Source organism: Roseiflexus sp. RS-1, from assembly GCF_000016665.1.
GTDB lineage: Bacteria > Chloroflexota > Chloroflexia > Chloroflexales > Roseiflexaceae > Roseiflexus.
This window is the reverse complement of sequence record NC_009523.1, coordinates 1,428,877-1,449,190: the sequence shown is the minus strand read 5'-3', so window position 1 is coordinate 1,449,190 and position 20,314 is coordinate 1,428,877. Positions and strand designations below refer to the sequence as shown.

The following is a 20,314-nucleotide window of genomic DNA, read 5'->3' as shown; positions in this document are numbered from 1 at the left end:
CCAGCCCGGACTATTGACAAGGAGATCTGGTTTGGCACGAAAAGCGTTGATTGTCAAAGCACAGCGGCCGCAAAAGTATAAAGTGCGGGCCTACAACCGCTGTAAGATCTGTGGGCGTCCACGTGCATATATGCGGAAGTTCGGTATGTGTCGCATTTGCTTCCGCGAACACGCCCTGCGCGGGTTGATCCCCGGCGTGACGAAATCGAGCTGGTGAGCAGATCCGACGCCTACAGTCAGTCCGGAGATGAAGGAGGACCGCAGTGAGCATGCATGATCCTATTGCCGATATGCTGACCCGCATCCGGAATGCGTGTATGGCCCGCCACGCAACGGTGTCGATCCCGTCGTCGAAGATGAAACTCGCCATCGCGCAAATCCTTAAGCGCGAGGGGTTCATCCAGGACTTCACGGTGCAGGAAGGCAAGCCGCGCAACACGATCGTTATTACGTTGAAATACACTCCCGATCGGCGACCGGTGATTACCGGGCTGAAGCGTGTGAGTAAGCCGGGACTGCGCATCTATACCAAACGCGCCGATATTCCGCGGGTGCGCGGCGGATTGGGGTTGAGCATTCTCTCGACCCCGCGCGGCGTGATGGCGGGACACGAGGCGTGGCAGCAGCGCGTCGGCGGCGAGGTTCTCTGTTACGTCTGGTAGCGCCGAGGAGTGAAATCATGTCGCGTATTGGCAAAAAACCAATCCCGGTCCCGCGTGGCGTCGAGGTGACGATCACCGAAGAGAACCGGGTGACTGTGAAAGGTCCGAAAGGGACACTCTCGCAACAGTTTTCGCCGGAAATGCTTATCACGCATGAGAACGGCGTGATTACAGTTGCGCGCCCCTCGGACGATAAGCGCCACCGCGCCCTGCACGGGTTGACGCGCTCGCTCATCGCCAATATGGTGACGGGCGTGACCGAAGGGTATCAGCGGATTCTGGAGATCACCGGCATCGGGTATCGCGCTGCACGTGAGGGAAAAAACCTGGTCCTTCAGGTCGGATTTTCCCATCCGATCCGTGTAACGCCACCCGAAGGGATTACCTTCGAGGTGCTGGAGCGCCGCAGCGCAAATGAACCACAGCAGGTGATTATACGAGGTATCGATAAGCAGAAAGTTGGCGAAGAAGCGGCAAAACTGCGCGCGCTGCGCCCGCCGGAGCCGTACAAAGGGTATGGCATCAAGTATCGTGATGAGCGGATTCGTCGCAAGGCGGGCAAGGCAGGGAAAGCGCGGTAACGCTTCCAGAACTTTTTTGCGACTCAGCAGCGGCAGGGGATGGTCATCTCTGCCCTCAGGAGCAGATCGCTATGGCAAAACGAACACCACGAGAACTGCGAATCCGACGCCATCGTCGTGTGCGGAAAAAAGTCCACGGCACTCCGCAACGACCACGGTTGTGCGTCTTTCGCAGCAATATGCATATCTACGCGCAGGTCATTGATGACACGGTTGGGCGAACGCTGGCGGCAGCCTCCACCGTGGAGCCTGAACTGCGCGCATCGCTGACCGGAAAGACGAAAACCGAACAAGCGAAGGCGGTCGGCGCCGTGATCGCTGAGCGTGCCAGAGCCGCTGGTATTGAACGGGTCGTCTTCGACCGCGGCGGGTTCAAGTATCATGGGCGGGTGCAGGCGCTCGCCGATGCAGCGCGTGCGGGCGGACTCCAGTTCTGATAACGCCGCCGGTCTGCCCGGCAGCACAGTTGCAGGTTGCAGGCGCCGCCTTCGCCGCAACCTCTAGCCTTGATGGAGTGTGACAGTGATCAAGCGACGCATTAATGCGGACGAACTCGAACTCGAAGAGCGCGTGGTGCAGATCAACCGCGTCTCGAAAGTGGTCAAAGGCGGGCGCCGCTTCAGTTTCAGCACGGTCGTCGTCGTGGGCGACGGTAAAGGGCATGTCGGCATTGGCATGGGCAAAGCGGCTGAAGTGCCCGAAGCGATCCGCAAGGGTGTGGAGGCGGCGAAAAAGAACCTGATCCGGGTACCGCTCTCCGGCACGACCATTCCGCACGAAGTGCAGATGGAGTTTGCCGCTTCCAAGGTGCGCCTGCTCCCGGCTGCTCCGGGCACCGGCGTCATCGCCGGGCGCGGTGTGCGCCCGGTGCTTGAGATGGCAGGCATCAAAGACGTGCTCTCGAAACGGTACGGCAGCAACAATCCGATCAACGTGGTGAAAGCGACGTTTAAGGCGCTGAGTGCGCTGACGTCGCTCGAAGAACAGGCGCGTATGCGTGGGATGACGCCGCGCGAACTGAACCTGCGGCGCATGCGGCGCGAACCGGCGCCCCAGGAGGCGTAGCCGATGTCCAGATTGAAAATCACGTATCGCAAGAGTGCGATTGGGTATAGCCGCGACCAGAAGGCGACCATCCGTTCACTCGGGTTGCGCAGGCTGAACAGCGTCGTCATTCACGACGATACGCCAACCATTCGCGGGATGGTCTTCAAAGTTCGTCATCTGGTCAGCGTTGAAGAAATTGCCGACGACACCTCGCCAGATGCCGAAACGGGCGCTGATCTGGAGCGCGATGGGGGGAACCGATCATGAAACTGCATGATTTGAAACCGGCGCCAGGAGCGCACCGTGAGCGCAAGCGCATCGGGCGCGGCATCGGCTCGGGCAAGGGCAAAACCGGCGGCAAGGGCATGATGGGTCAGAAGGCGCGCTCCGGTCCCAAGCCATCGCCATCGTTCGAAGGCGGGCAGATGCGTATTACCCGCAAAATGCCCAAACTGCGCGGCTTCAAGAATCGCTGGCGGGTTGAGTATCAGGTGATCAACATCGGTCAACTGAACGATGTTCCCGATGGAACCGAACTGACCATTGAGGAGATGGTCGCTCAGGGATGGATCCATCCGGCAAAGCCGGTCAAGATTCTTGGGGATGGCGAACTGGAGCGGAAACTGACGATCCACGCGCATAAGTTCAGCGCCAGTGCGCGGGCGCGGATCGAAGCAGCTGGCGGCGCCGCCATCGAAACGCCATGGGTTGTGGAACGGCGCAGTCGTAGCCGGGGACCCAACCCGCCCCGGCATAGCCGCAAGGCGGAAACGCCGCAGAAGGCGTGAGGCGCGGACGATCCTGGCGCCGACCGCTTTCTGACTAAAGGAGAAGTGCATGCTTGAGTCGGTTGTCAATGCGCTCCGGTTGCCCGATCTGCGTCAGCGCATCCTGTTTACGCTGGCAATGCTGTTGCTCTTCCGGTTGATCGCCCATATTCCTGTGCCAAACATCGATCCGACGGCGCTGGAAAGTCTGCGGATCGCGCTGCAGGGGAATCAACTGGCACAGTTGCTTAATATTTTTGCCGGCGGCGCACTGCAGAACCTGTCGGTGGCAGCGATGGGGGTCTATCCGTACATCACTGCCCAGATCATTCTGCAACTGCTCGTGCCGCTCATCCCGGCGCTGGAAGAATTGCGCAAAGAGGGTGAACAGGGGCGCATGCGCCTGAACCGCCTTACGTTTTACCTGACCATTCCGATGGCGCTGTTGCAGGCCTATGGGCAGACGCTGACACTCGAACGCAGCCTTGGCACAGGGCAGGCGCTCTTCCAGACGCCGTTCGATATTGTGAATAATTTCTTTCCGACCTTTACCATTCTGGTGAGCATGCTGGCGGGAACGATGCTGCTGGTGTGGCTCGGCGAACAGATCCAGGAACGCGGGATCGGCAACGGCGTGTCGATGATCATCTTCGCCGGGATTGTCGCCGGGTTGCCAGGGTTGATCATTCAGGCGTTTACAACCGTCGAACTGGGAGGCGTCGAGCAAATTATCGGGCTGGTGTCGTTCCTGGTCATCGCTCTGGGAACGATTGTGGGGATTGTCCTGATGCACGAGGGGCAACGACGCATCCCGGTACAGTACGCCAAGCGCGTGCGTGGCAATCGCGTGTATGGCGGGCAGAGCAGCCATATCCCGCTGAAGGTCAACATGGCAGGTATGATCCCGCTGATCTTCGCGCAGAGCATCATCATCTTTCCGGGCACGATTGCATCGTATGCCTGCCCGGAACAGATTGCGCCGCCGGGATCAGGCGTCTTCAAGCAGATTGCGTGCTTTACGTATCAAACGTTTAGCCCGCAGTACGGCAGCGGGACGCTGGTGTACTCGATTGCGCTGTTTGTGCTCGTCTATTTCTTTACCTACTTTTACACAAAGGTCATTTTTGACCAGCAAAACATCCCGGAGACGCTTCAGCGCAACGGCGGGTTTATTCCGGGCATTCGACCGGGGAAACGCACCGAGGAGTATCTCGACCAGGTGGTGAGCCGGATTACGCGAATCGGCGCGCTGTTCCTGGGTATTGTCGCAATTCTGCCCTTTATCACGCAGCAACTTACCGGTGTGCCAATCGGGCTGGGCGCCACGGCGCTGCTGATCGTGGTCGGTGTGGCAGTCGACACGATGCGACAGTTGGAAGCTCAACTGGTCATGCGCAATTATGAAGGGTTCATCAATCGCTGACCACCGGCGTTCGACGACGTGCAGAGGGGTGTGCCATGGATATCATTCTGCTCGGAGCGCCTGGCGCCGGGAAAGGCACCCAGGCGAAATATCTTGAGGAGCATACCGGAATGGTGCACGTCGCCAGCGGCGATCTGTTCCGCGCGGCGCTTCGCCAGGGAACAGAACTCGGTATGCTGGCGAAGTCGTATATGGATCGTGGCGAACTGGTGCCGGACGAAGTGGTCATTCGCATGATTGTCGAACGCATCAGTCAGCCCGATTGCAGTCGGGGCGTGATTTTCGACGGGTTCCCGCGCACCCGCGAGCAGGCGCGGGCGCTCGAAGCGGAGCTCAACAAACAGGGACGGCGGATCGATGTCGTCCTTTACATTCGCGTGCCGGAAGATATGCTGCTGCGGCGTATCGCCGGGCGACAGACTTGCAAAACCTGTGGCTCGACGTATAATATTTACTATTTCCCATCGAAACATCCGAATGTCTGTGATGATTGCGGTGGGAAACTGTATCAGCGCAGTGATGATACAATGGAAACGGCGCGTCATCGGCTCGAAGTCTATTTTGCCCAAACGATGCCGTTGATCGAGTACTATCGCGACCAGGGGGTGCTGGTCGAAATCGATGGGCGCCGTGAGATTTCGCAGGTGACACGTAGTATGATCGAAGCACTCAACAAATACGCTGTTAGCGCGACGCCTTCCGACGAAAGCGCGTAGCAAGAAAGGAGCAGCATGTCCAAAAAAAAAGATGTCATCGAGATGGAAGGAACGATTACTGAGCCGTTGCCAAACGCCATGTTTCGCGTAAAACTCGAAAATGGGCACGAGGTGCTGGCTCATATTTCAGGTCGTATGCGGATGAATTATATTCGCATTCTCAAAGGAGATCGGGTGCTGGTCGAATTGTCGCCCTACGATCTGACGCGTGGGCGCATCACGTATCGCTACAAGTGAATTGAGAAGCGTATCTTGTGAGTCTTCCGTGCAGCGCGCGGCAGAGAAGGTGGTATTCTTTTTGATTGTTGAAACGTCGCAGGTTGTTGATGTTCGGTACAGGAAGGAACAAACATGAAAGTTCGAGCGTCGGTCAAGCCGCGCTGCGAATATTGCCGCGTTATCAAACGCAAGGGTGTGCTGCGCGTCATCTGTAGTCGCCAACCCAAGCATAAGCAGCGCCAGGGATGAATGTTCGAGGAAGCGGATCGATGTGGTGGAATGCGTCGTTCCGCAGGAGATGTACGGTTGCGTCGCCTGGCGGCGCGCAACATCAGTCAGTAAGGGGAGCGTATGGCACGCATCGCAGGGGTTGACCTCCCGCGCAACAAACGGATCGAAATCGCCATTACGTATATCTTCGGTATCGGGCGATCCAACGGGGCTGAGGTGCTGCGTAAAGCAAACGTCAACCCCGCAACCCGGGTGCGCGATCTGACCGAAGAGGAGGTTTCGCGGATCCGTGAAATTGTCGAGCGTGAGTATCGCGTCGAAGGCGATCTGCGCCGCGAAATCCAGATGAATATCAAGCGTCTGATGGATATCGGGTGCTACCGCGGTCTGCGCCATCGCAAAGGCATGCCGGTGCGCGGTCAGCGCACCCGCACCAATGCGCGCACCCGCCGCGGTCGCCGGGGTCAGGCGATTGGCATCAAGAAGAAGACAGTGAAGAAGTAAACCGCGTTGCTGGATGACGGTTAGACCCACACTGGCAATCCAACCGTGCATCCGACGCAGGAGACCAGGGAGACAGCATGGCAAAGCAAGCAGCAAAAGGTTCGGCCGCCGCGACCAAACGACAGCGCGGTAAACGCCGTGAAAAGAAGAATGTGCCGCGTGGTCAGGCGCATATCCAGAGTACGTTCAACAATACGATTGTCACGATCACCGATCCAGCCGGGAATGTGATCTGCTGGTCAAGCGCCGGACAGAATGGCTTCAAAGGATCCCGCAAGAGTACGCCGTATGCTGCTCAGGTGGCAGCCGAAAACGCGGCACGCAAGGCCATGGAGAATGGCATGCGTCAGGTTGAGGTCTTCGTGAAAGGACCGGGCGCCGGACGCGAAGCGGCGATCCGGTCACTGCAGGCGGCTGGCTTGCAGGTGACTGCGATTACCGATGTGACGCCGATCCCGCACAATGGTTGCCGACCGCCCAAGCGCCGGCGTGTCTGAGAGATGACTGAGGAGTGATTGATGGCTCGCTATCGAGGACCTGTAGGAAAAGTCAGCCGACGCCTGGGGATCGGCATTACGGATAAGGGTCAGCGCATCCTGGCAAAACGGCCGTTTCCTCCGGGCCAGCACGGACCGTCGGCGCGTCGACGGCAGGTGTCGGATTATGGGTTGCAACTGCTCGAAAAACAGAAGGCGCGCTATGTCTATGGCGTGCTGGAACGCCAGTTCCGCCGCATTTTCGAGAAGGCGCAACGCTTTCCCGGTGAGACCGGCGCGTACCTGTTTATTCTGCTTGAGCGGCGACTCGACAATGTCGTGTATCGCCTGGGTTTCGCAACTACCCGCGCCCAGGCGCGGCAACTGGTCTCCCACGGGCATATTACGGTGAACGGACGGAAAACGAATATCCCGTCGTATACGGTGCGCGTCGGGGAAACGATAGCCGTTCGACCGGAGAGCCGCCGCCGCACGTACTTCAAGAACCTGATTGACAGCGGTGCGCTCGCGCGCCATAAAACACCAGACTGGCTCCGCCTGAATCCGGCGGATCTGTCGGGTGAAGTGGTTGCGATGCCGCGTCGTGAGGATGCAGAGCCGGGCATCAACGAACAATTGATTGTTGAGTTCTACAGCCGCTGATCGGTTCCGGGTTCCTGATGCCGCCCAGCGGAACGCTGGCAGGAGCATCGCGTGGAACCCGGATCGTGTGATCAGCCAGAAAAGGAGGCGATCATGCTGGATATCGCCATGCCAAAGATTGAAGTCGTTACCGCTGCTGAAAATTACGGACGGTTCAAAATCGAGCCGCTCGATCCAGGGTACGGACATACGCTTGGAAATGCGCTGCGCCGCGTTCTGCTCTCTTCCATCCCTGGTGCGGCGATTACGAAGATCAAGATCGAGGGAGTATTTCATGAGTTCTCGACTATTCCGGGGGTCAAAGAAGACGTCACTGAGATTGTCTTGAACATCAAAGGTATTCGTTTGCGTTCCTATGCCGAACGTCCTGTGAAAATATCGCTGTCGAAACGCGGCGCCGGCGTTGTTCGCGCTGCGGATATTGATGCGCCAAGCAATGTCGAGATCGTTAATCCCAACCACTATATCTGTACGATCGATCGCGACGATGCCGCCATTGATATGGAAATGACGGTCGAACGCGGGCGCGGCTACCTGCCGGCGGATCAGCGCGATGCGCTGCCGATCGGCGAAATCCCGATTGATGCGATCTTTACTCCTGTCCCCAAGGTCAATTATGTGGTTGAACATATTCGCGTGGGGCAGGCGACCGATATCGACAGCCTGTTGATCGAAATCTGGACTGATGGAACGATCAAGCCGGGGGATGCGCTCAGCCACGCGGCGCAGGTGCTGGTTCAGTATTCGCAGACGATTGCCGACTTCAATCGCCTCTCGACAGAAGCGGAACCGACTACAGCGCCCAACGGACTGGCTATCCCGGCGGATATTTATGATACGCCGATCGAGGAGCTCGATCTCTCAACACGGACCTACAACTGTCTCAAGCGCGCCGATATTACCAAAGTCGGTCAGGTGCTCGAAATGGACGAAAAGGCGCTGCTGTCGGTGCGGAATCTGGGACAAAAATCGATGGAAGAAATCCGCGATAAATTGATCGAACGCGGCTATATTCCACGGATCGGTCAAACATCGCACGCGGCTCGTGCAGAGATCGAGGGTTGATGAGGAAGTGCTATGCGACACCGCAAAAAGGGATATCTGCTTGGCAGAGAAAAAGAACAGCGTGAGGCGCTGATCCGCGGGTTGATGATCGCTCTGATCGAGCATCGCCGCATCCGGACGACGCTGGCAAAAGCTAAAGCCGTTCAACCAGAAATGGAAAAGTTGATTTCGCTGGCGCGCCAGGATACGCCTCATAACCGGCGCATGGCGCTTTCGCGGCTGGCGAGCAAAACGGCAATGCGTCGGCTCTTCAGTTTTGCGCCAACTCAGTATGCCGATCGCACAAGCGGTTTTACCCGCATTACGAAGTTGGGGCAGCGCCAGGGCGATGGCGCGACAATGGTGCAGATCGAACTGCTCTAAATGCGAAACATTGCGCTGCGGATCGAGTATGACGGCGCCGACTTTGTCGGCTCTCAGTGGCAAACGAATGGCCGCTCGGTCCAGGGGGTGCTTGAGGCTGCCTGGCAACAACTGACTGGCGAGCGCCGCCGGATGACGCTGGCTGGACGTACCGATGCCGGGGTGCATGCCCGTGGACAGGTGGCGAATGTCCGAACCGATACCCGCCATACAATATCCACGATTGTGCGGGGGTTGAACGGCATTCTCCCGGAAGATGTCGGCGTCCTTGCCGCCTGGGAAGCGCCCGATGATTTTCATGCACGCTACTCGGCAGTACGTCGCGAGTATCGCTACGTCATCGACAATGGTCGCACGCCCTCACCGCTGCTGCGCCGCCACGCGGCATATGTGCCGCGCCGCCTCGATACAGCCGCAATGGACGCTGTAGTGAGGCAGGTGATCGGAACACACGATTTCGCGCCGCTGAGCGACGGACCGCAGGAAGGATCGACGGTGCGGATCTGCTACGAGGCGCGCTGCACGCGCACTGAAGTGTGGGGACAACCGCTGGTGCTGATCGATATTGCGGCGAATGCGTTCCTCCGCCATATGGTGCGGAATCTGGTCGGGACGCTTATTCAGGTCGGCGAAGGGCGAATCGACGCCGACCGGTTTGCAGCAGTGCTGGCAGGTGATGACCGACGCGCCAGAGTGCTGGCGCCAGCCCATGGTCTCTACCTGATGGCAGTGCGCTATCCGGAAGATGGAACGGGTGCGGCGGACGAACCTGCTGCACCGCATGGAGTGACCGAGACAAGGATGCAACTATGAAAACCTACGCGCAAAAGGCGTCGGAAGTGCAGCGCGAGTGGTATGTGATCGACGCGACGAATCAGACTCTCGGTCGGCTCGCAACGCAGATCGCAACCCTGCTGCGCGGCAAGCACAAACCGACGTTTAGCCCGTATATCGATGGCGGCGACTTCGTGATCGTCGTCAATGCCGAACGTATCCGGCTGACCGGCAGGAAGCCGGAACAGAAAATGTATTACCGCCACTCGAACTACCCCGGCGGGTTCAAGGCGGTATCGTTCAAACAGTTGATGGCAAAGCATCCGGAGCGTGTGCTGCGCTTCGCCGTGAAAGGTATGCTGCCCAAAACTCGCCTGGGACGTCAACAGTTGACGAAACTGAAGATTTACGCCGGACCGAAACATCCACACGCGGCACAGCAACCGAAAGTCTACGAACCGCGACCTCGCGGCTAGCAGTGTGTACTGGAGCAACCCATGATCGAAAAGCGCTATTTTCAGGGAACGGGCCGCCGTAAGACCGCTGTGGCGCGGGTCCGGCTATTCCCCGGCAGCGGTGAGATCGTTGTCAACGGCAAGTCGATCCGCGAGTACTTCGGTGCACGCGAGTTGTACGCCCGTGAGATCCTCCAACCGCTGGAACTGACCGGTACGACCGGCGCCTACAATGTGCTGGTCAAGGTGCGCGGCGGCGGCGTCAGCGGGCAGGCGCAGGCAGTGCGCCACGGTATTACCCGCGCGCTGCTCGATGCCAATCCCGATTTCCGCCCCACCTTGAAGAAGGCCGGGTTGATCACGCGCGATCCGCGCATGAAAGAACGCAAGAAAGCCGGTCTCAAGCGCGCGCGCAAGCGGCCACAGTACACGAAGCGATAGCCTGGTCTGGGGTGCGATGCAAGCATACGGTTCGGAGGGTGACATCCCTCCGAACTGTGCTGTTGATTTTAGCGACGCGCCCGAATACGGTAACGGAGCGCTTCGACAGTGCCCGGAGCGCCAAACAGCAATGGCTCGCGTGTGACCCGTCCTTCCAGCAGTGCGGCGTTATCGAGCGGTCTACCCGATAGAGTGACGCCGACACCGCCCGCAGCCTTCAGTATTGCAATCCCGCCCGCCAGATCCCAGATGGTTGCGCAGGTCAGAACGGCGCCCAGCGCCGAACCACGGGCAACATAACAGATCGCGGCCGCAGCAGAACCCAGGCTGCGCGTCTTACCGATGAAATCGATGTCGAGCCGACGATGCGCGTCGGAAGGGATAGCCAGCCAGTCTTCACTGTTCCATTCGTGATCTGCCGCCACAACAACGCTGATCGGCTGCCGACCAAGGAACGCGCGATCCTCAAGCGCCCAGTAACAGTCGTCGGTAACAGGCATGTAAAACAGTCCAGCGCACGGAACACCACGATGCAACAACCCGATCGAAATCCCCCACACCGGCAGACCCGCGACAAACGACGCGGTTCCGTCGATTGGGTCGAGCGCCCATACATACTCTTTCGTTATGTCGATTCTCGTCTGCTCCTCGCCGATGATGCCGTGATCCGGGTAGCGCTGCGTGAGCCGTTCGACCAGCATGCGCTCGATCGTTACATCCGCCTCGGTGACCGGGCTGTTGTCGGCTTTGCGTTGAGCTTTGACGCGATTGAACAGGCGCAGCGCAATATCACCGCATTCGCGCGCCCAAACCTGCAATTCTTCAATGTCGATGTCGATCACGCACGGTCCTTGATGATTCGTTGTACGAAAGGCATGATACCATGGAAGACATCCATCAGGTTCAGTTGCCATTGCCATTCCCATTGCGAATCGTGAACGCCTACCTGATGCGTGATGACGATGGATGGACCATCATCGACGCCGGACTCAATTATCCGCCAGGTCGGGCGGCGTGGCGCGAAGCATTCAACCGCTACGGCGTCGATCCGGCATCGATCCGGCGCATTGTGCTGACCCACGCGCATCCCGATCACTATGGCATGGCAGGCTGGCTCCAGAGCCTGTCGGGTGCATCTGTGGCGCTTTCAGCAGGCGAAGCGGCATTTGCCCGGGCGCAGTGGCACAGCGACTCACGCGCCCACGAGATAACCGCCACATTCTTTGGTGCGCACGGAATGCCGCGCGATCTGATGGCAACAGTAACGGAAGATATTGTCAACCTGCGCTTGATGACCCATCCAACGCCGGTCGTCTTAACCCACCTTCCGGCTGGTGAACCATTGACGATCGGCAGGCGCGTGTTCGTGCCGGTTGCGACACCTGGACACAGCGACGACCATCTGGTGTTCTACTGCGCTGAAGAACGCCTGTTGATCTGTGGCGATGCAGTGCTGATCAAAATTACGCCCAACGTTGGGCTGTGGGGATGGACGCATGGCAATCCGCTGGCACAGTTTCTCGCATCGCTCGACCGCCTGGCGGAACTCGACGTGGCGCTGGCATTGCCGGGACACGGACCGCCGATCACGCGCTTCCACGAACGCCTTGAAGAACTGCGTATCCATCACGCCGAGCGTCTGGCAGCTATGGAACGCGCCGTTGGCGCAGGAGCGACTGCATACGATGTATGCACAGCGGTGTTTCCGCTCCAGGAACTCACATCACACCAGATGCGCTTTGCTATGGCGGAAACGCTGGCACACCTGGAATATCTGGCAACGCAGGGACGCATTGAACAGATCGAACATGATGGCGGACAGTACTCCTGGCGACGATGCACCTGCTGAAGGAAAAGGATCACAACCCTATGATCCGCGCCGTGCTTTTTGACCTCGATAACACCCTGTACGATCTTCGGGCGCACTGGATCGCCTGCCTGCGCAATGCACTGGCGAACGTCGCTGCACATATGCGCTATGATCTGGAGACGCTGGTGCACACCGCGCTGGCTGCGAAGGTCTGGATCGAGCAATTGCCCGACTTTCTGCGCGCCCAGGGTATTGTCGATCAGCGCATCATCGACGACGCTTTCACGCGCTACCGCGATATCTGGTTCGACACGCTCACCCTCGATCCAGAAGCGCCGGCATTGCTGACTGCCCTCGGCGCGCGCTATCGTCTCGCCCTTGTCACGAACGGACCGTCGTGGTCGCAGCGCCCGAAGATCGAACGCTTCAACTTATCCTTATATATGCATACAATCATCGTTTCAGAAGAAGTCGGCTGCGCCAAGCCAGACCCGCAGATCTTCCACATTGCGCTGCGCGCCCTGGCAGTTGCGCCCCACGAAGCAATCTTCGTCGGCGATTCGCCCGAACACGACCTGCACGGAGCGGCTATGGCGGGCATGCGCGCCATCTGGGTCAACCGCCACGGGGCGACGCTGCCGCCTGACACCCCCCAACCGATCGCTGTTGTCGAAGGGTTGCACGACCTTGCGGCGATCATTCATACCTGCACTTCCTGAGATATGGATAGTTGATTGTCATGCGGGCGACGAGAGGGTCGGCGACAGATTGCCCCCGGCAATTGTTTCACACGGCATTGCCTGGACAGCGGAGTTTCCGGATGTCAGCAGCGCAACACTTGCGCCCGTTGCGCTCCTGGCAATCCTGTGATACTATAGTCGCTGTTTGATCGACACGCGCCCGATGCCTCTGCCGGCAACGGCGCTTCCTTATTGTTATCTGGCAGAATATCTTTGCAGGAGCGTGACTGTGGGGAGCAAAATCAAAGTTGTGTTGACGCAAGACGTTGCCAATCTTGGCGTTGCTGGCGAGATTCGTGAAGTGTCCGGCGGATACGGTCGCAATTATCTCATTCCGCGCGGGATGGCAGTACTGGCGACGCGCGGGCAGATCAGGCAGGCCGAAGAGCGCCTTGCCGCGCAACGGCGGCGCGAAGAAGCAACGCGCCGCGATGCACAGGCAATTGCTGCACGCCTGCACGGGCAAACCCTGCGCTTCACCGCGCGCGTTGGTGAACTCGACCGGTTGTACGGTTCGATCACCAGCAGCGATATTGCCGGGAAGATTGGCGAGATCCTCGGCGTAGAATTCGACCGCCGCAAGATTCAACTGGAGGAGCCGATCAAGCGTATCGGCATCTATCCGGTAACGATCCGCTTGATGGCGGGCGTCGAGGCAGTGATCAACGTCGTTGTTGAGGGCGAGGAAGGGGCGATCCAGTTGCCCCCCGATCCAGAGACAGTCTGACCATCTGCGACATTCGATAGGACATCCGGTCTGGATAATGTGCCACGGCAAAGCGCCCTGGCACATTATCGCTTCTCAGGGTGCATGTGGACAGACGTGGGATAACCTGTCGAGAACCGGGTGAAAACGCTTCGACATCGCGTGACGCCAGAAAAGGGCGCTCCTCTGGAAAAAGTGGCGTTCGACGCCGGGGATCATATGACCACACTTCCCGATCTCCCACATAGTATCGATGCTGAGAAGGCAACGCTCGGCTCGATCCTGCTTAATCGCGATGCCATTATTGCCATTGCGCCCTGGCTGCAGGCGGATTACTTCTACCTGCAACGGCATGTTCAGATCTACGAAGCAATGCTGGCATGCTACAACGCCCGCATTCCCCCCGACACCCGCACCGTCGCCGAGGAACTCCGTCGCCGCAACCAGCTCGAAGCGGTCGGCGGCGTGCTCTACCTGGCAGAACTCGTCGATAGCGTCCCAACGTCGTACCACGTCGAATACTATGCACGGATCGTCGAGCGCACCGCTCTGCTCCGTCGCCTGATCGCAGCTGGCGGCAAGATTGCTGCGCTGGGGTACGATGAGCAGCAGGATATCGAGACAACACTCGATCTTGCCGAACAGACCCTGTTCGAAGTCTCCCAGCGCCGCACCAACCAGGATTTCATTCACATCGGTCAGGTCATCGATGCGTACTACGAGCAGATCAACTACCTCCAGGAGCATCGTGGCGAAGTGGTCGGGTTGCCGACCGGCTTCCGCGATCTTGATCAACTGACCGGCGGATTGCAGCGGAGCGACCTGATCATTCTCGCAGCGCGTCCCGGTGTGGGCAAAACCAGCCTGGTGATGAGCATTGCCCACAATGTCGCCACGCAGTACCAGGGAACGGTCGGCATCTTCAGCCTGGAAATGAGCCGCGAACAGTTGGTGCAGCGTCTGCTCTCGATGGAAACCTCGATCGACACGCATCGCCTGCGCCTGGGGCAGTTGCGCGAGGAAGAAATGGAGCGCGTCATCAGCGCGATGGGACGCCTGGCAGCCGCTCCGATCTATATCGAAGATACCGCAGGGTTGAGCATCATGGACGTGCGCAGTCGCGCGCGACGACTCCAGGCGCGCGCCGGAGTAGACCTGATCATTATCGACTACCTGCAACTGATGCAGGGACGCCGCTCCGAGAATCGCGTGCAGGAGGTGAGTGAGATTTCGCGCGGGTTGAAGGCGCTGGCGCGTGAGTTGAATGTGCCGGTGATTGCACTTTCGCAACTCTCGCGCGCCGTTGAAGGGCGCACCAGCCACGTACCAATGTTGAGCGACCTGCGCGAGTCGGGGTCGATCGAGCAGGATGCTGACATTGTGATGTTCATCTATCGTGAAGAGTTGTACGACCCGAACACTGATAAGAAAGGCATCGCCGAGATACACATCGCCAAACATCGGAACGGTCCTGTTGGCGTGGTGCCGATGCGTTTCGATCCATCGACGACACGGTTTATGGATCTGACCTATCGCACACCGGAGGGATACTGATACACCTGCTTTTTGGGACAATCCCTGTTGGAATGATGAACGTCTCGATATATAATCGTTGTAGAACATGCATGTTATGCATACAGGAGTGCAGGCGCGGATGACGTTCACCGGTTTCACAACTGACACCCTGGTCGGGCTGCCGGTTGAGTTCTTCACCGAGGTGCTGCCGCAGATCACGCTTCCCAGCGAACTCAAAGTCACGCTGCACGTGTTCTATCGCCTGAGCCGCCAGCGTGGACCGGCACCACGGCGGATCAGTTGGGACGACCTGGCGGCGGATCGTGTCTTGCGACGCGGGTTGCGCGCCATTACACGCTTACGTCCACCGGAAGAATTACTTGCTGAGGGGATTGACGCCGCCGTGCGTCGCACCACCCTTCTCCACGTTGCCCTGCCCGATGGCGCGCGCAGCGTCAGCTGGTATGTCGTAAACACTGCTGCCAACCGTGCGTGGGTCGAACAGGTGGGTCAGGCGGGCGCCGTACTCACCCCCAACCCATCCGTGCCCGACGAGCGCCCGTCGCTGATAACCCTGTACGAGCAGAATATCGGGCTGGTGACCCCCATGCTGCTCGACGACCTGCGCGAAGCGGAGGAGCGCTACCCGGCGCACTGGATCGAAGATGCACTGCGGGAAGCGGTGCGTGCCAATGTCCGTTCGTGGCGTTATGTCAAAAAGATACTCGAGAGGTGGGCTGCCAATGGACGAAACGATGCGCAGGATCGCGCCGACCGACCTATCGATGTCGAAAAATACACCAGCGGCGCCTACGGCGATCTCTTCCGCCGCGGCAGCGACGTCTCCGACCTCCAGTAGCGCGGAATGTCCGCACTGCGGCGGCGCCGGTTTCTACAAGAAAGCGGTTCCTTACGGTCATCCCGATTTCGCCAGACTCTTTCCGTGCGTCTGCAAACTGGCGGAACAGGAGCAGCGCGACGCGGCGCGTCTGCTGGAGATCAGCAACCTGGCGGCGTTCCTCGATAAGACGTTCGAGACCTTCAACCCCAATGTACCCGGCGTGCGCCGCGCCTATCTGCGCGCGCAGGAGTACGCCCGCCATCCACGCGGATGGCTCATTCTGTTCGGCAACTATGGCTGCGGCAAAACACATCTCGCGGCTGCCATCGCCAATCAACTGCTCCAGAACCACTACCGCGTCCTCTTTGCCGTTGTGCCCGACCTGCTCGACCATCTGCGCTCGACGTTCGGTCCGTCGAGCGAGATCGAGTACGATCAACGGTTTGAGGATATTCGCGAAGCGGACGTTCTCATCCTGGACGATCTCGGCACAGAAAATACCACTCCCTGGGCGCGTGAAAAACTCTTTCAGATCATCAACCACCGGTACAATTTTGCCCTGCCAACCGTCATTACCAGCAATCGCAAACCGGAAGAGATCGATCCGCGCATCTTTTCACGCATGTCTGACCGCGCCCTGTGTGAAGAACACATCATTATCGACGCTGCCGATTACCGTCGGTTGCCAATCGCGCAACGCTATCCAATCGCCGGGGCGCAACGTCGCGTGAAATAGCGCTATCATCGCTCCATCATAGGAACTGTTCCCTGATACGACCGTTTTGTGCTATCATTATCACTGGTTTTTTGCGCGATCCGTCGCGCTGCCGGAGTTATTATGCTCCGATGAAGGAGCATCCACGCCAGTCTGCCGCATCAGAGGTCATTCATGCCAGGCAATCGCGCATTGTTCGACCGTGCTATGGAGCAAAGCCGCGAGGCTGCGCGGCTCATGAACTGGGACGAGGCGCTGAAACAGGCGGTTCGCGCGCTTCAGGAGTTTCCCCAGGATCTCGACGCACGCTCAGCCGCTGCGGTGGCGCTCTTCAACACAGCAAAATATGTACAGGCGCTCCAGATGTTCGATGAACTGCGCCGCGCCGACGCCAGCAATCCGTTCTATCTGGAATACCTGGCGCGCACCCATGAGCGTCTCGGCGATCCAAAGGCGGCAACCACTGCCTATGTGCAACTCGCCGATCTCCAGATCAGTCGAAAACTGGCAGCGCGTGCGATCGATGCGTTGCGTGAAGCGCTGCGCCTGCAACCCGATGCCGATGATCAGCGGGCGCGCCTGGCACAGTTGCTCGCCGATCAGGGTGCACGGGCGGAAGCGGCAGCGCAATACCTCGATCTGGCGCGACGCGCGCAGGCGCACGGGCGCCTCGAACAGGCGGTGGATCTGGCGGAAACGGCGCTGCGCTATGAGCCGGACAACCGCGAAGCCAAAGAATTGATTGCTGCACTTCATGACGCCCTGGCGACAACACTTCAATCAGCAATCGAAGCGACGCCTGCTGCCACCGAGGCAATCCCGCTCCCGATCGCCGGAACCGGCGGTCTGCGCAGCGCACAGATCGCAGTCGAACGCATCGTTGCACTGGCGCACGAACGGCAGGAGGCCGGTGATATCGATGGCGCCATCGAACAGTATGAGCGCGCACTGAAACTGGGCGCCGACCGGAGTGATGTCTTTTACAGCCTGGGACTGCTGTACCAGGAACGGGGCGACTATCAGCGCGCTATCGAGTTGCTGCAGAGCGCCGCCGGTGATCAGGAGTACGCGCTCTCGGCGCACTATATGCTCGGTCAGGCGTATCAGGAGTTGGGGAAACTTCCCGAAGCAGCGCACGAGTATGAACAGACCATTCGCCTCCTGCCGCTGGAGTCGATCGGGCGCGCCGAAGCCGACGATATGATCCAGATGTACGAGAGCGCAGCGCAGATCTATATCCAACTCAACGACATTGCACGCGCGGCGACTCTCTACTCAACGCTGGCAAATTTCCTCCAGAGCAAACGCTGGGGGCGCGAGCGCGCCGATGAGTTTCGTCAGAAAGCCAAAGATCTGACCGAACGAAACATGTTCGCCAAGCTCCGCACGCTTGGCACCGGCGCACTCTCACTCCAACCGCCCGCTCCAGAACCCGAACCGCCGCCCGAAAGCCCCATGCCCGAAACATGGGGCAAGATCCGACCGATCACCGACTTCTTGCGCGCGCCCGAAGAACAAAAGAAGGATGAGACCCGATTCGAAACCACTCCTGTTGCCGTCGAACCGATCGATCCGCTGGCGGCGCTCGAAGCGCTGCCACCTCCTGAACGCGCTCCGACTGCGCCGGTTACTCCACTCGATACGACCGGATTGGACGAACTGTGTGAGCGGTATGTGCAGGCAAGCGAAAAATACATCGAGCAGGGACTGATGCTGGCAGCCAACGATGCCTGCATGGAAGTCATCCGGCTCAACCCGGATTACCTTCCGATCCATCTGCGGTTGGGCGAGATTTATGAACGTGATGGCCGCAGAGATGAGGCATTGATCAAGTATCAGTTGCTGATCGACACGTATGTGGCGCGTGGTGAACCGCGACGTGCCATTGATGTCTACTATCGCCTGATCGAGTTATCCCCCGATACGATCCTGCCGCGTTCGCGGCTGGCAGAATTATTACGCGCCGAAGGACGCAACGAAGAAGCCGCTCAACAACTTTCTGTGGTGGCTGGCGCCTATTTCCGCATGGGGCAGACCAATAAAGCGCTCGAAGAGTACCGTCGCGCGCTGCAATGGTCGCCTGCCAGCGCCGATCTCCACGCGCAGTATGGCCAGGCGCTGCTGAAACTCGAACGCACCGAGGCGGCGCTGGTTGCCTTCCGCCGCGCCCTCGAACTCGATCAGCAGAATCCGGTCAACATCGCGCGCATCAACCTGACGCTGGCGATCATGGGAGAACAATCGGTCGCCGTCTGGCAATCGCTGGCAACCCTGCTCGAACAGATCAAACAGCATCCGCAGCGCCTGAATGACGTGCAGGCGGAATATCGCGCTGCATTTCTGATCGCCGATCTACCGGTTCTCCACTATATTCTCGGAATCATCCAGCAAAACGCCGGTCAGCATCAGTCGGCAATCCTTGAGTTCGAACAGGCGCTCGAACTGCTGCAGAACGAGCGCGATCCATTCCTGACGTTGCATCTTGTTCATCAAGCGCTGGCAGACAGTCACATCGCGCTGGGTCAGGCTGGCGAGGCGCTGGAGCAACTCCAGCGCTGCCTTGCACTGGAACCGGCAGCGCCGCCTCCCGATAGCGCCCGCTATCCCTTCTCGACGCCACTCTCCCAGGGTGAAATTGTGCGTCGCATGGCGGAAGCGTATGCTGCAGTCGGCGATCTGGCGGGCGCTGAACGCGCCTTGCAGGAAGCCAAGCAGTTCCTCCCCTACGATCGGGCGATCTATACGAAACTCTCTGATATTTATTTCCGTCAGGGTCGCCTGAACGAAGCGCTGGCGCAACTCGAAGAACTGGCAAGCCACTATGAACAGCGTCAAATGCTGGATCGCGCTATCGAAGCTCTTGAAAGCGCGCTGCGCCTGGCGCCGAATAATACTGCAATCGGCAACCGCCTGGCGAAAATGTATATCCGACGCGGTTACCTGGATAAGGGCATCGAAGCGCTGGTGCGTGTCGCCGACTTACAGCGCAAAGAGGGGCAGATCAAGGATGCCGTCGCCAGCCTGCAACAGGCGGCTGAAGTTCACTGGACGCTCGGCAAACACGCCGAGGCGCGCGCATTGTACGACAAAATCGTGCATATCGCGCCCAACGATATCGAAGCGCGCCAGTGGCTTTCGTTCATGTATACGCTGGCAGGCATGACGCGCGAAGCTATTGCGCAAAAGAAGCAGATTATCCGTATTCTGCTCCAGCGCCGCGATCTGGATAATGCAATCGCCGAAATGCACCAGATCTACGGATTGGATCAGAACGATACTGACAATCTGTTCCAGTTGGGCGATGCCCTTATGCGTCGGCAGGAGTATGAACAGGCTATTCGCATCTACAACCGCCTGGCAAAACTGCCAGACGTGGAGATTGAGCGTGTCGAAGCATTGCAGGCAGCAGCCAGACGCATGCTCGAACAGCAACAGGCAGAGAAACGGTGATGGGGCGCAACGCAGTGACGATCTCGAAACCACCGGAAACGCACTGCCCTGCATATGCGACTCAAGGCGGCATCGTCACGCCATATCGCCGGGATAGCGGCAGCATATGCTCAACCGCAGGCTACTCCTGGCATTGCCTTGCACCGATGG

At 58.9% G+C, this 20,314-nt stretch carries 27 protein-coding genes; 26 read left to right on the top strand and 1 reads right to left on the bottom strand.

The features are described from left to right. Nucleotides 1-31 precede the first annotated feature (31 nt). From ROSERS_RS24775 to rpsI, 19 genes are all read left to right on the top strand, one after another. Nucleotides 32-217: a type Z 30S ribosomal protein S14 gene (locus ROSERS_RS24775; RefSeq protein ID WP_011955932.1), complete on the top strand. Its 186-nt coding sequence runs from the start codon at nt 32-34 to the stop codon at nt 215-217. A 46-nt stretch (nt 218-263) separates the two neighbouring features. Continuing rightward, entirely contained in the window at nt 264-662 is a 399-nt protein-coding gene (gene rpsH, locus ROSERS_RS06040; RefSeq protein WP_041333129.1) for a 30S ribosomal protein S8, read from the top strand. 17 nt (nt 663-679) lie between these two features. Then, nucleotides 680-1,243, top strand: a complete 564-nt coding sequence (gene rplF, locus ROSERS_RS06035; protein WP_011955930.1) for a 50S ribosomal protein L6 — start codon at nt 680-682, stop codon at nt 1,241-1,243. 71 nt (nt 1,244-1,314) lie between these two features. Further along, complete coding sequence (rplR, locus tag ROSERS_RS06030; RefSeq protein ID WP_011955929.1) at nt 1,315-1,680, top strand: 50S ribosomal protein L18; 366 nt, start codon at nt 1,315-1,317, stop codon at nt 1,678-1,680. An 85-nt stretch (nt 1,681-1,765) separates the two neighbouring features. Continuing rightward, nucleotides 1,766-2,308, top strand: coding sequence for a 30S ribosomal protein S5 (gene rpsE / locus ROSERS_RS06025; RefSeq protein ID WP_011955928.1), 543 nt, complete (start codon nt 1,766-1,768; stop codon nt 2,306-2,308). A 3-nt stretch (nt 2,309-2,311) separates the two neighbouring features. After that, nucleotides 2,312-2,557: a 50S ribosomal protein L30 gene (rpmD, locus tag ROSERS_RS06020; RefSeq protein ID WP_041333126.1), complete on the top strand. Its 246-nt coding sequence runs from the start codon at nt 2,312-2,314 to the stop codon at nt 2,555-2,557. Beyond that, nucleotides 2,554-3,078, top strand: coding sequence for a 50S ribosomal protein L15 (gene rplO / locus ROSERS_RS06015; RefSeq protein WP_011955926.1), 525 nt, complete (start codon nt 2,554-2,556; stop codon nt 3,076-3,078). Before rpmD ends, rplO begins: the two co-directional genes overlap by 4 nt. Nucleotides 3,079-3,127: 49 nt before the next feature. Further along, nucleotides 3,128-4,480 carry a preprotein translocase subunit SecY gene (gene secY, locus ROSERS_RS06010; RefSeq protein ID WP_011955925.1) on the top strand — a complete coding sequence of 451 codons (1,353 nt, stop codon included), beginning with the start codon at nt 3,128-3,130 and terminating at the stop codon, nt 4,478-4,480. Nucleotides 4,481-4,515: 35 nt separating this feature from the next. Further along, complete coding sequence (locus tag ROSERS_RS06005) at nt 4,516-5,196, top strand: adenylate kinase (RefSeq protein ID WP_011955924.1); 681 nt, start codon at nt 4,516-4,518, stop codon at nt 5,194-5,196. 15 nt (nt 5,197-5,211) lie between these two features. Then, the gene (gene infA, locus ROSERS_RS06000) at nt 5,212-5,433 is read left to right on the top strand and encodes a translation initiation factor IF-1 (protein ID WP_011955923.1); all 222 of its coding nucleotides are present in this window, start codon (nt 5,212-5,214) and stop codon (nt 5,431-5,433) included. Between the two features lie 114 nt (nt 5,434-5,547). Further along, entirely contained in the window at nt 5,548-5,664 is a 117-nt protein-coding gene (gene rpmJ, locus ROSERS_RS24770; protein WP_011955922.1) for a 50S ribosomal protein L36, read from the top strand. 102 nt (nt 5,665-5,766) lie between these two features. Continuing rightward, on the top strand, nt 5,767-6,150 hold the full coding sequence (gene rpsM / locus ROSERS_RS05995; protein WP_011955921.1) for a 30S ribosomal protein S13: 384 nt from the start codon (nt 5,767-5,769) through the stop codon (nt 6,148-6,150). 77 nt (nt 6,151-6,227) lie between these two features. Continuing rightward, the gene (gene rpsK / locus ROSERS_RS05990; protein ID WP_011955920.1) at nt 6,228-6,647 is read left to right on the top strand and encodes a 30S ribosomal protein S11; all 420 of its coding nucleotides are present in this window, start codon (nt 6,228-6,230) and stop codon (nt 6,645-6,647) included. Nucleotides 6,648-6,668: 21 nt separating this feature from the next. After that, nucleotides 6,669-7,289 carry a 30S ribosomal protein S4 gene (rpsD, locus tag ROSERS_RS05985; RefSeq protein WP_011955919.1) on the top strand — a complete coding sequence of 207 codons (621 nt, stop codon included), beginning with the start codon at nt 6,669-6,671 and terminating at the stop codon, nt 7,287-7,289. Between the two features lie 93 nt (nt 7,290-7,382). Further along, on the top strand, nt 7,383-8,354 hold the full coding sequence (locus ROSERS_RS05980; protein WP_011955918.1) for a DNA-directed RNA polymerase subunit alpha: 972 nt from the start codon (nt 7,383-7,385) through the stop codon (nt 8,352-8,354). A 12-nt stretch (nt 8,355-8,366) separates the two neighbouring features. Then, entirely contained in the window at nt 8,367-8,717 is a 351-nt protein-coding gene (gene rplQ / locus ROSERS_RS05975) for a 50S ribosomal protein L17 (RefSeq protein WP_011955917.1), read from the top strand. Next, nucleotides 8,718-9,530 (top strand): tRNA pseudouridine(38-40) synthase TruA, encoded by an 813-nt coding sequence (gene truA / locus ROSERS_RS05970; RefSeq protein WP_011955916.1) that lies wholly within the window; start codon nt 8,718-8,720, stop codon nt 9,528-9,530. It begins immediately after the preceding gene. Further along, nucleotides 9,527-9,967, top strand: a complete 441-nt coding sequence (gene rplM / locus ROSERS_RS05965; protein WP_011955915.1) for a 50S ribosomal protein L13 — start codon at nt 9,527-9,529, stop codon at nt 9,965-9,967. The genes truA and rplM overlap by 4 nt, the downstream gene beginning before the upstream one ends. A 21-nt stretch (nt 9,968-9,988) precedes the next feature. Further along, nucleotides 9,989-10,387, top strand: coding sequence for a 30S ribosomal protein S9 (gene rpsI, locus ROSERS_RS05960; protein ID WP_011955914.1), 399 nt, complete (start codon nt 9,989-9,991; stop codon nt 10,385-10,387). A 68-nt stretch (nt 10,388-10,455) separates the two neighbouring features. On the opposite strand, the gene ROSERS_RS05955 is transcribed toward rpsI, so the two are convergent. Next, nucleotides 10,456-11,229, bottom strand: a complete 774-nt coding sequence (locus ROSERS_RS05955) for an inositol monophosphatase family protein (protein ID WP_011955913.1) — start codon at nt 11,227-11,229, stop codon at nt 10,456-10,458. Between the two features lie 41 nt (nt 11,230-11,270). On the opposite strand from ROSERS_RS05955, the gene ROSERS_RS05950 reads away from it, so the two are divergent. The 7 genes from ROSERS_RS05950 to ROSERS_RS05920 all read left to right on the top strand — a co-directional run bounded on the left by ROSERS_RS05950 (nt 11,271) and on the right by ROSERS_RS05920 (nt 20,164). Further along, complete coding sequence (locus ROSERS_RS05950; protein WP_011955912.1) at nt 11,271-12,236, top strand: MBL fold metallo-hydrolase; 966 nt, start codon at nt 11,271-11,273, stop codon at nt 12,234-12,236. Nucleotides 12,237-12,256: 20 nt separating this feature from the next. Beyond that, nucleotides 12,257-12,916 (top strand): HAD family hydrolase, encoded by a 660-nt coding sequence (locus ROSERS_RS05945; protein WP_011955911.1) that lies wholly within the window; start codon nt 12,257-12,259, stop codon nt 12,914-12,916. Nucleotides 12,917-13,166: 250 nt separating this feature from the next. Next, complete coding sequence (rplI, locus tag ROSERS_RS05940; RefSeq protein ID WP_011955910.1) at nt 13,167-13,664, top strand: 50S ribosomal protein L9; 498 nt, start codon at nt 13,167-13,169, stop codon at nt 13,662-13,664. Between the two features lie 198 nt (nt 13,665-13,862). After that, nucleotides 13,863-15,197, top strand: coding sequence for a replicative DNA helicase (gene dnaB / locus ROSERS_RS05935; protein ID WP_011955909.1), 1,335 nt, complete (start codon nt 13,863-13,865; stop codon nt 15,195-15,197). Nucleotides 15,198-15,297: 100 nt separating this feature from the next. Further along, complete coding sequence (locus ROSERS_RS05930) at nt 15,298-16,017, top strand: DnaD domain-containing protein (protein ID WP_011955908.1); 720 nt, start codon at nt 15,298-15,300, stop codon at nt 16,015-16,017. After that, nucleotides 15,944-16,735: an ATP-binding protein gene (locus tag ROSERS_RS05925; protein WP_011955907.1), complete on the top strand. Its 792-nt coding sequence runs from the start codon at nt 15,944-15,946 to the stop codon at nt 16,733-16,735. Before ROSERS_RS05930 ends, ROSERS_RS05925 begins: the two co-directional genes overlap by 74 nt. A gap of 153 nt (nt 16,736-16,888) precedes the next feature. After that, complete coding sequence (locus ROSERS_RS05920; protein WP_011955906.1) at nt 16,889-20,164, top strand: tetratricopeptide repeat protein; 3,276 nt, start codon at nt 16,889-16,891, stop codon at nt 20,162-20,164. Nucleotides 20,165-20,314: the final 150 nt, after the last annotated feature.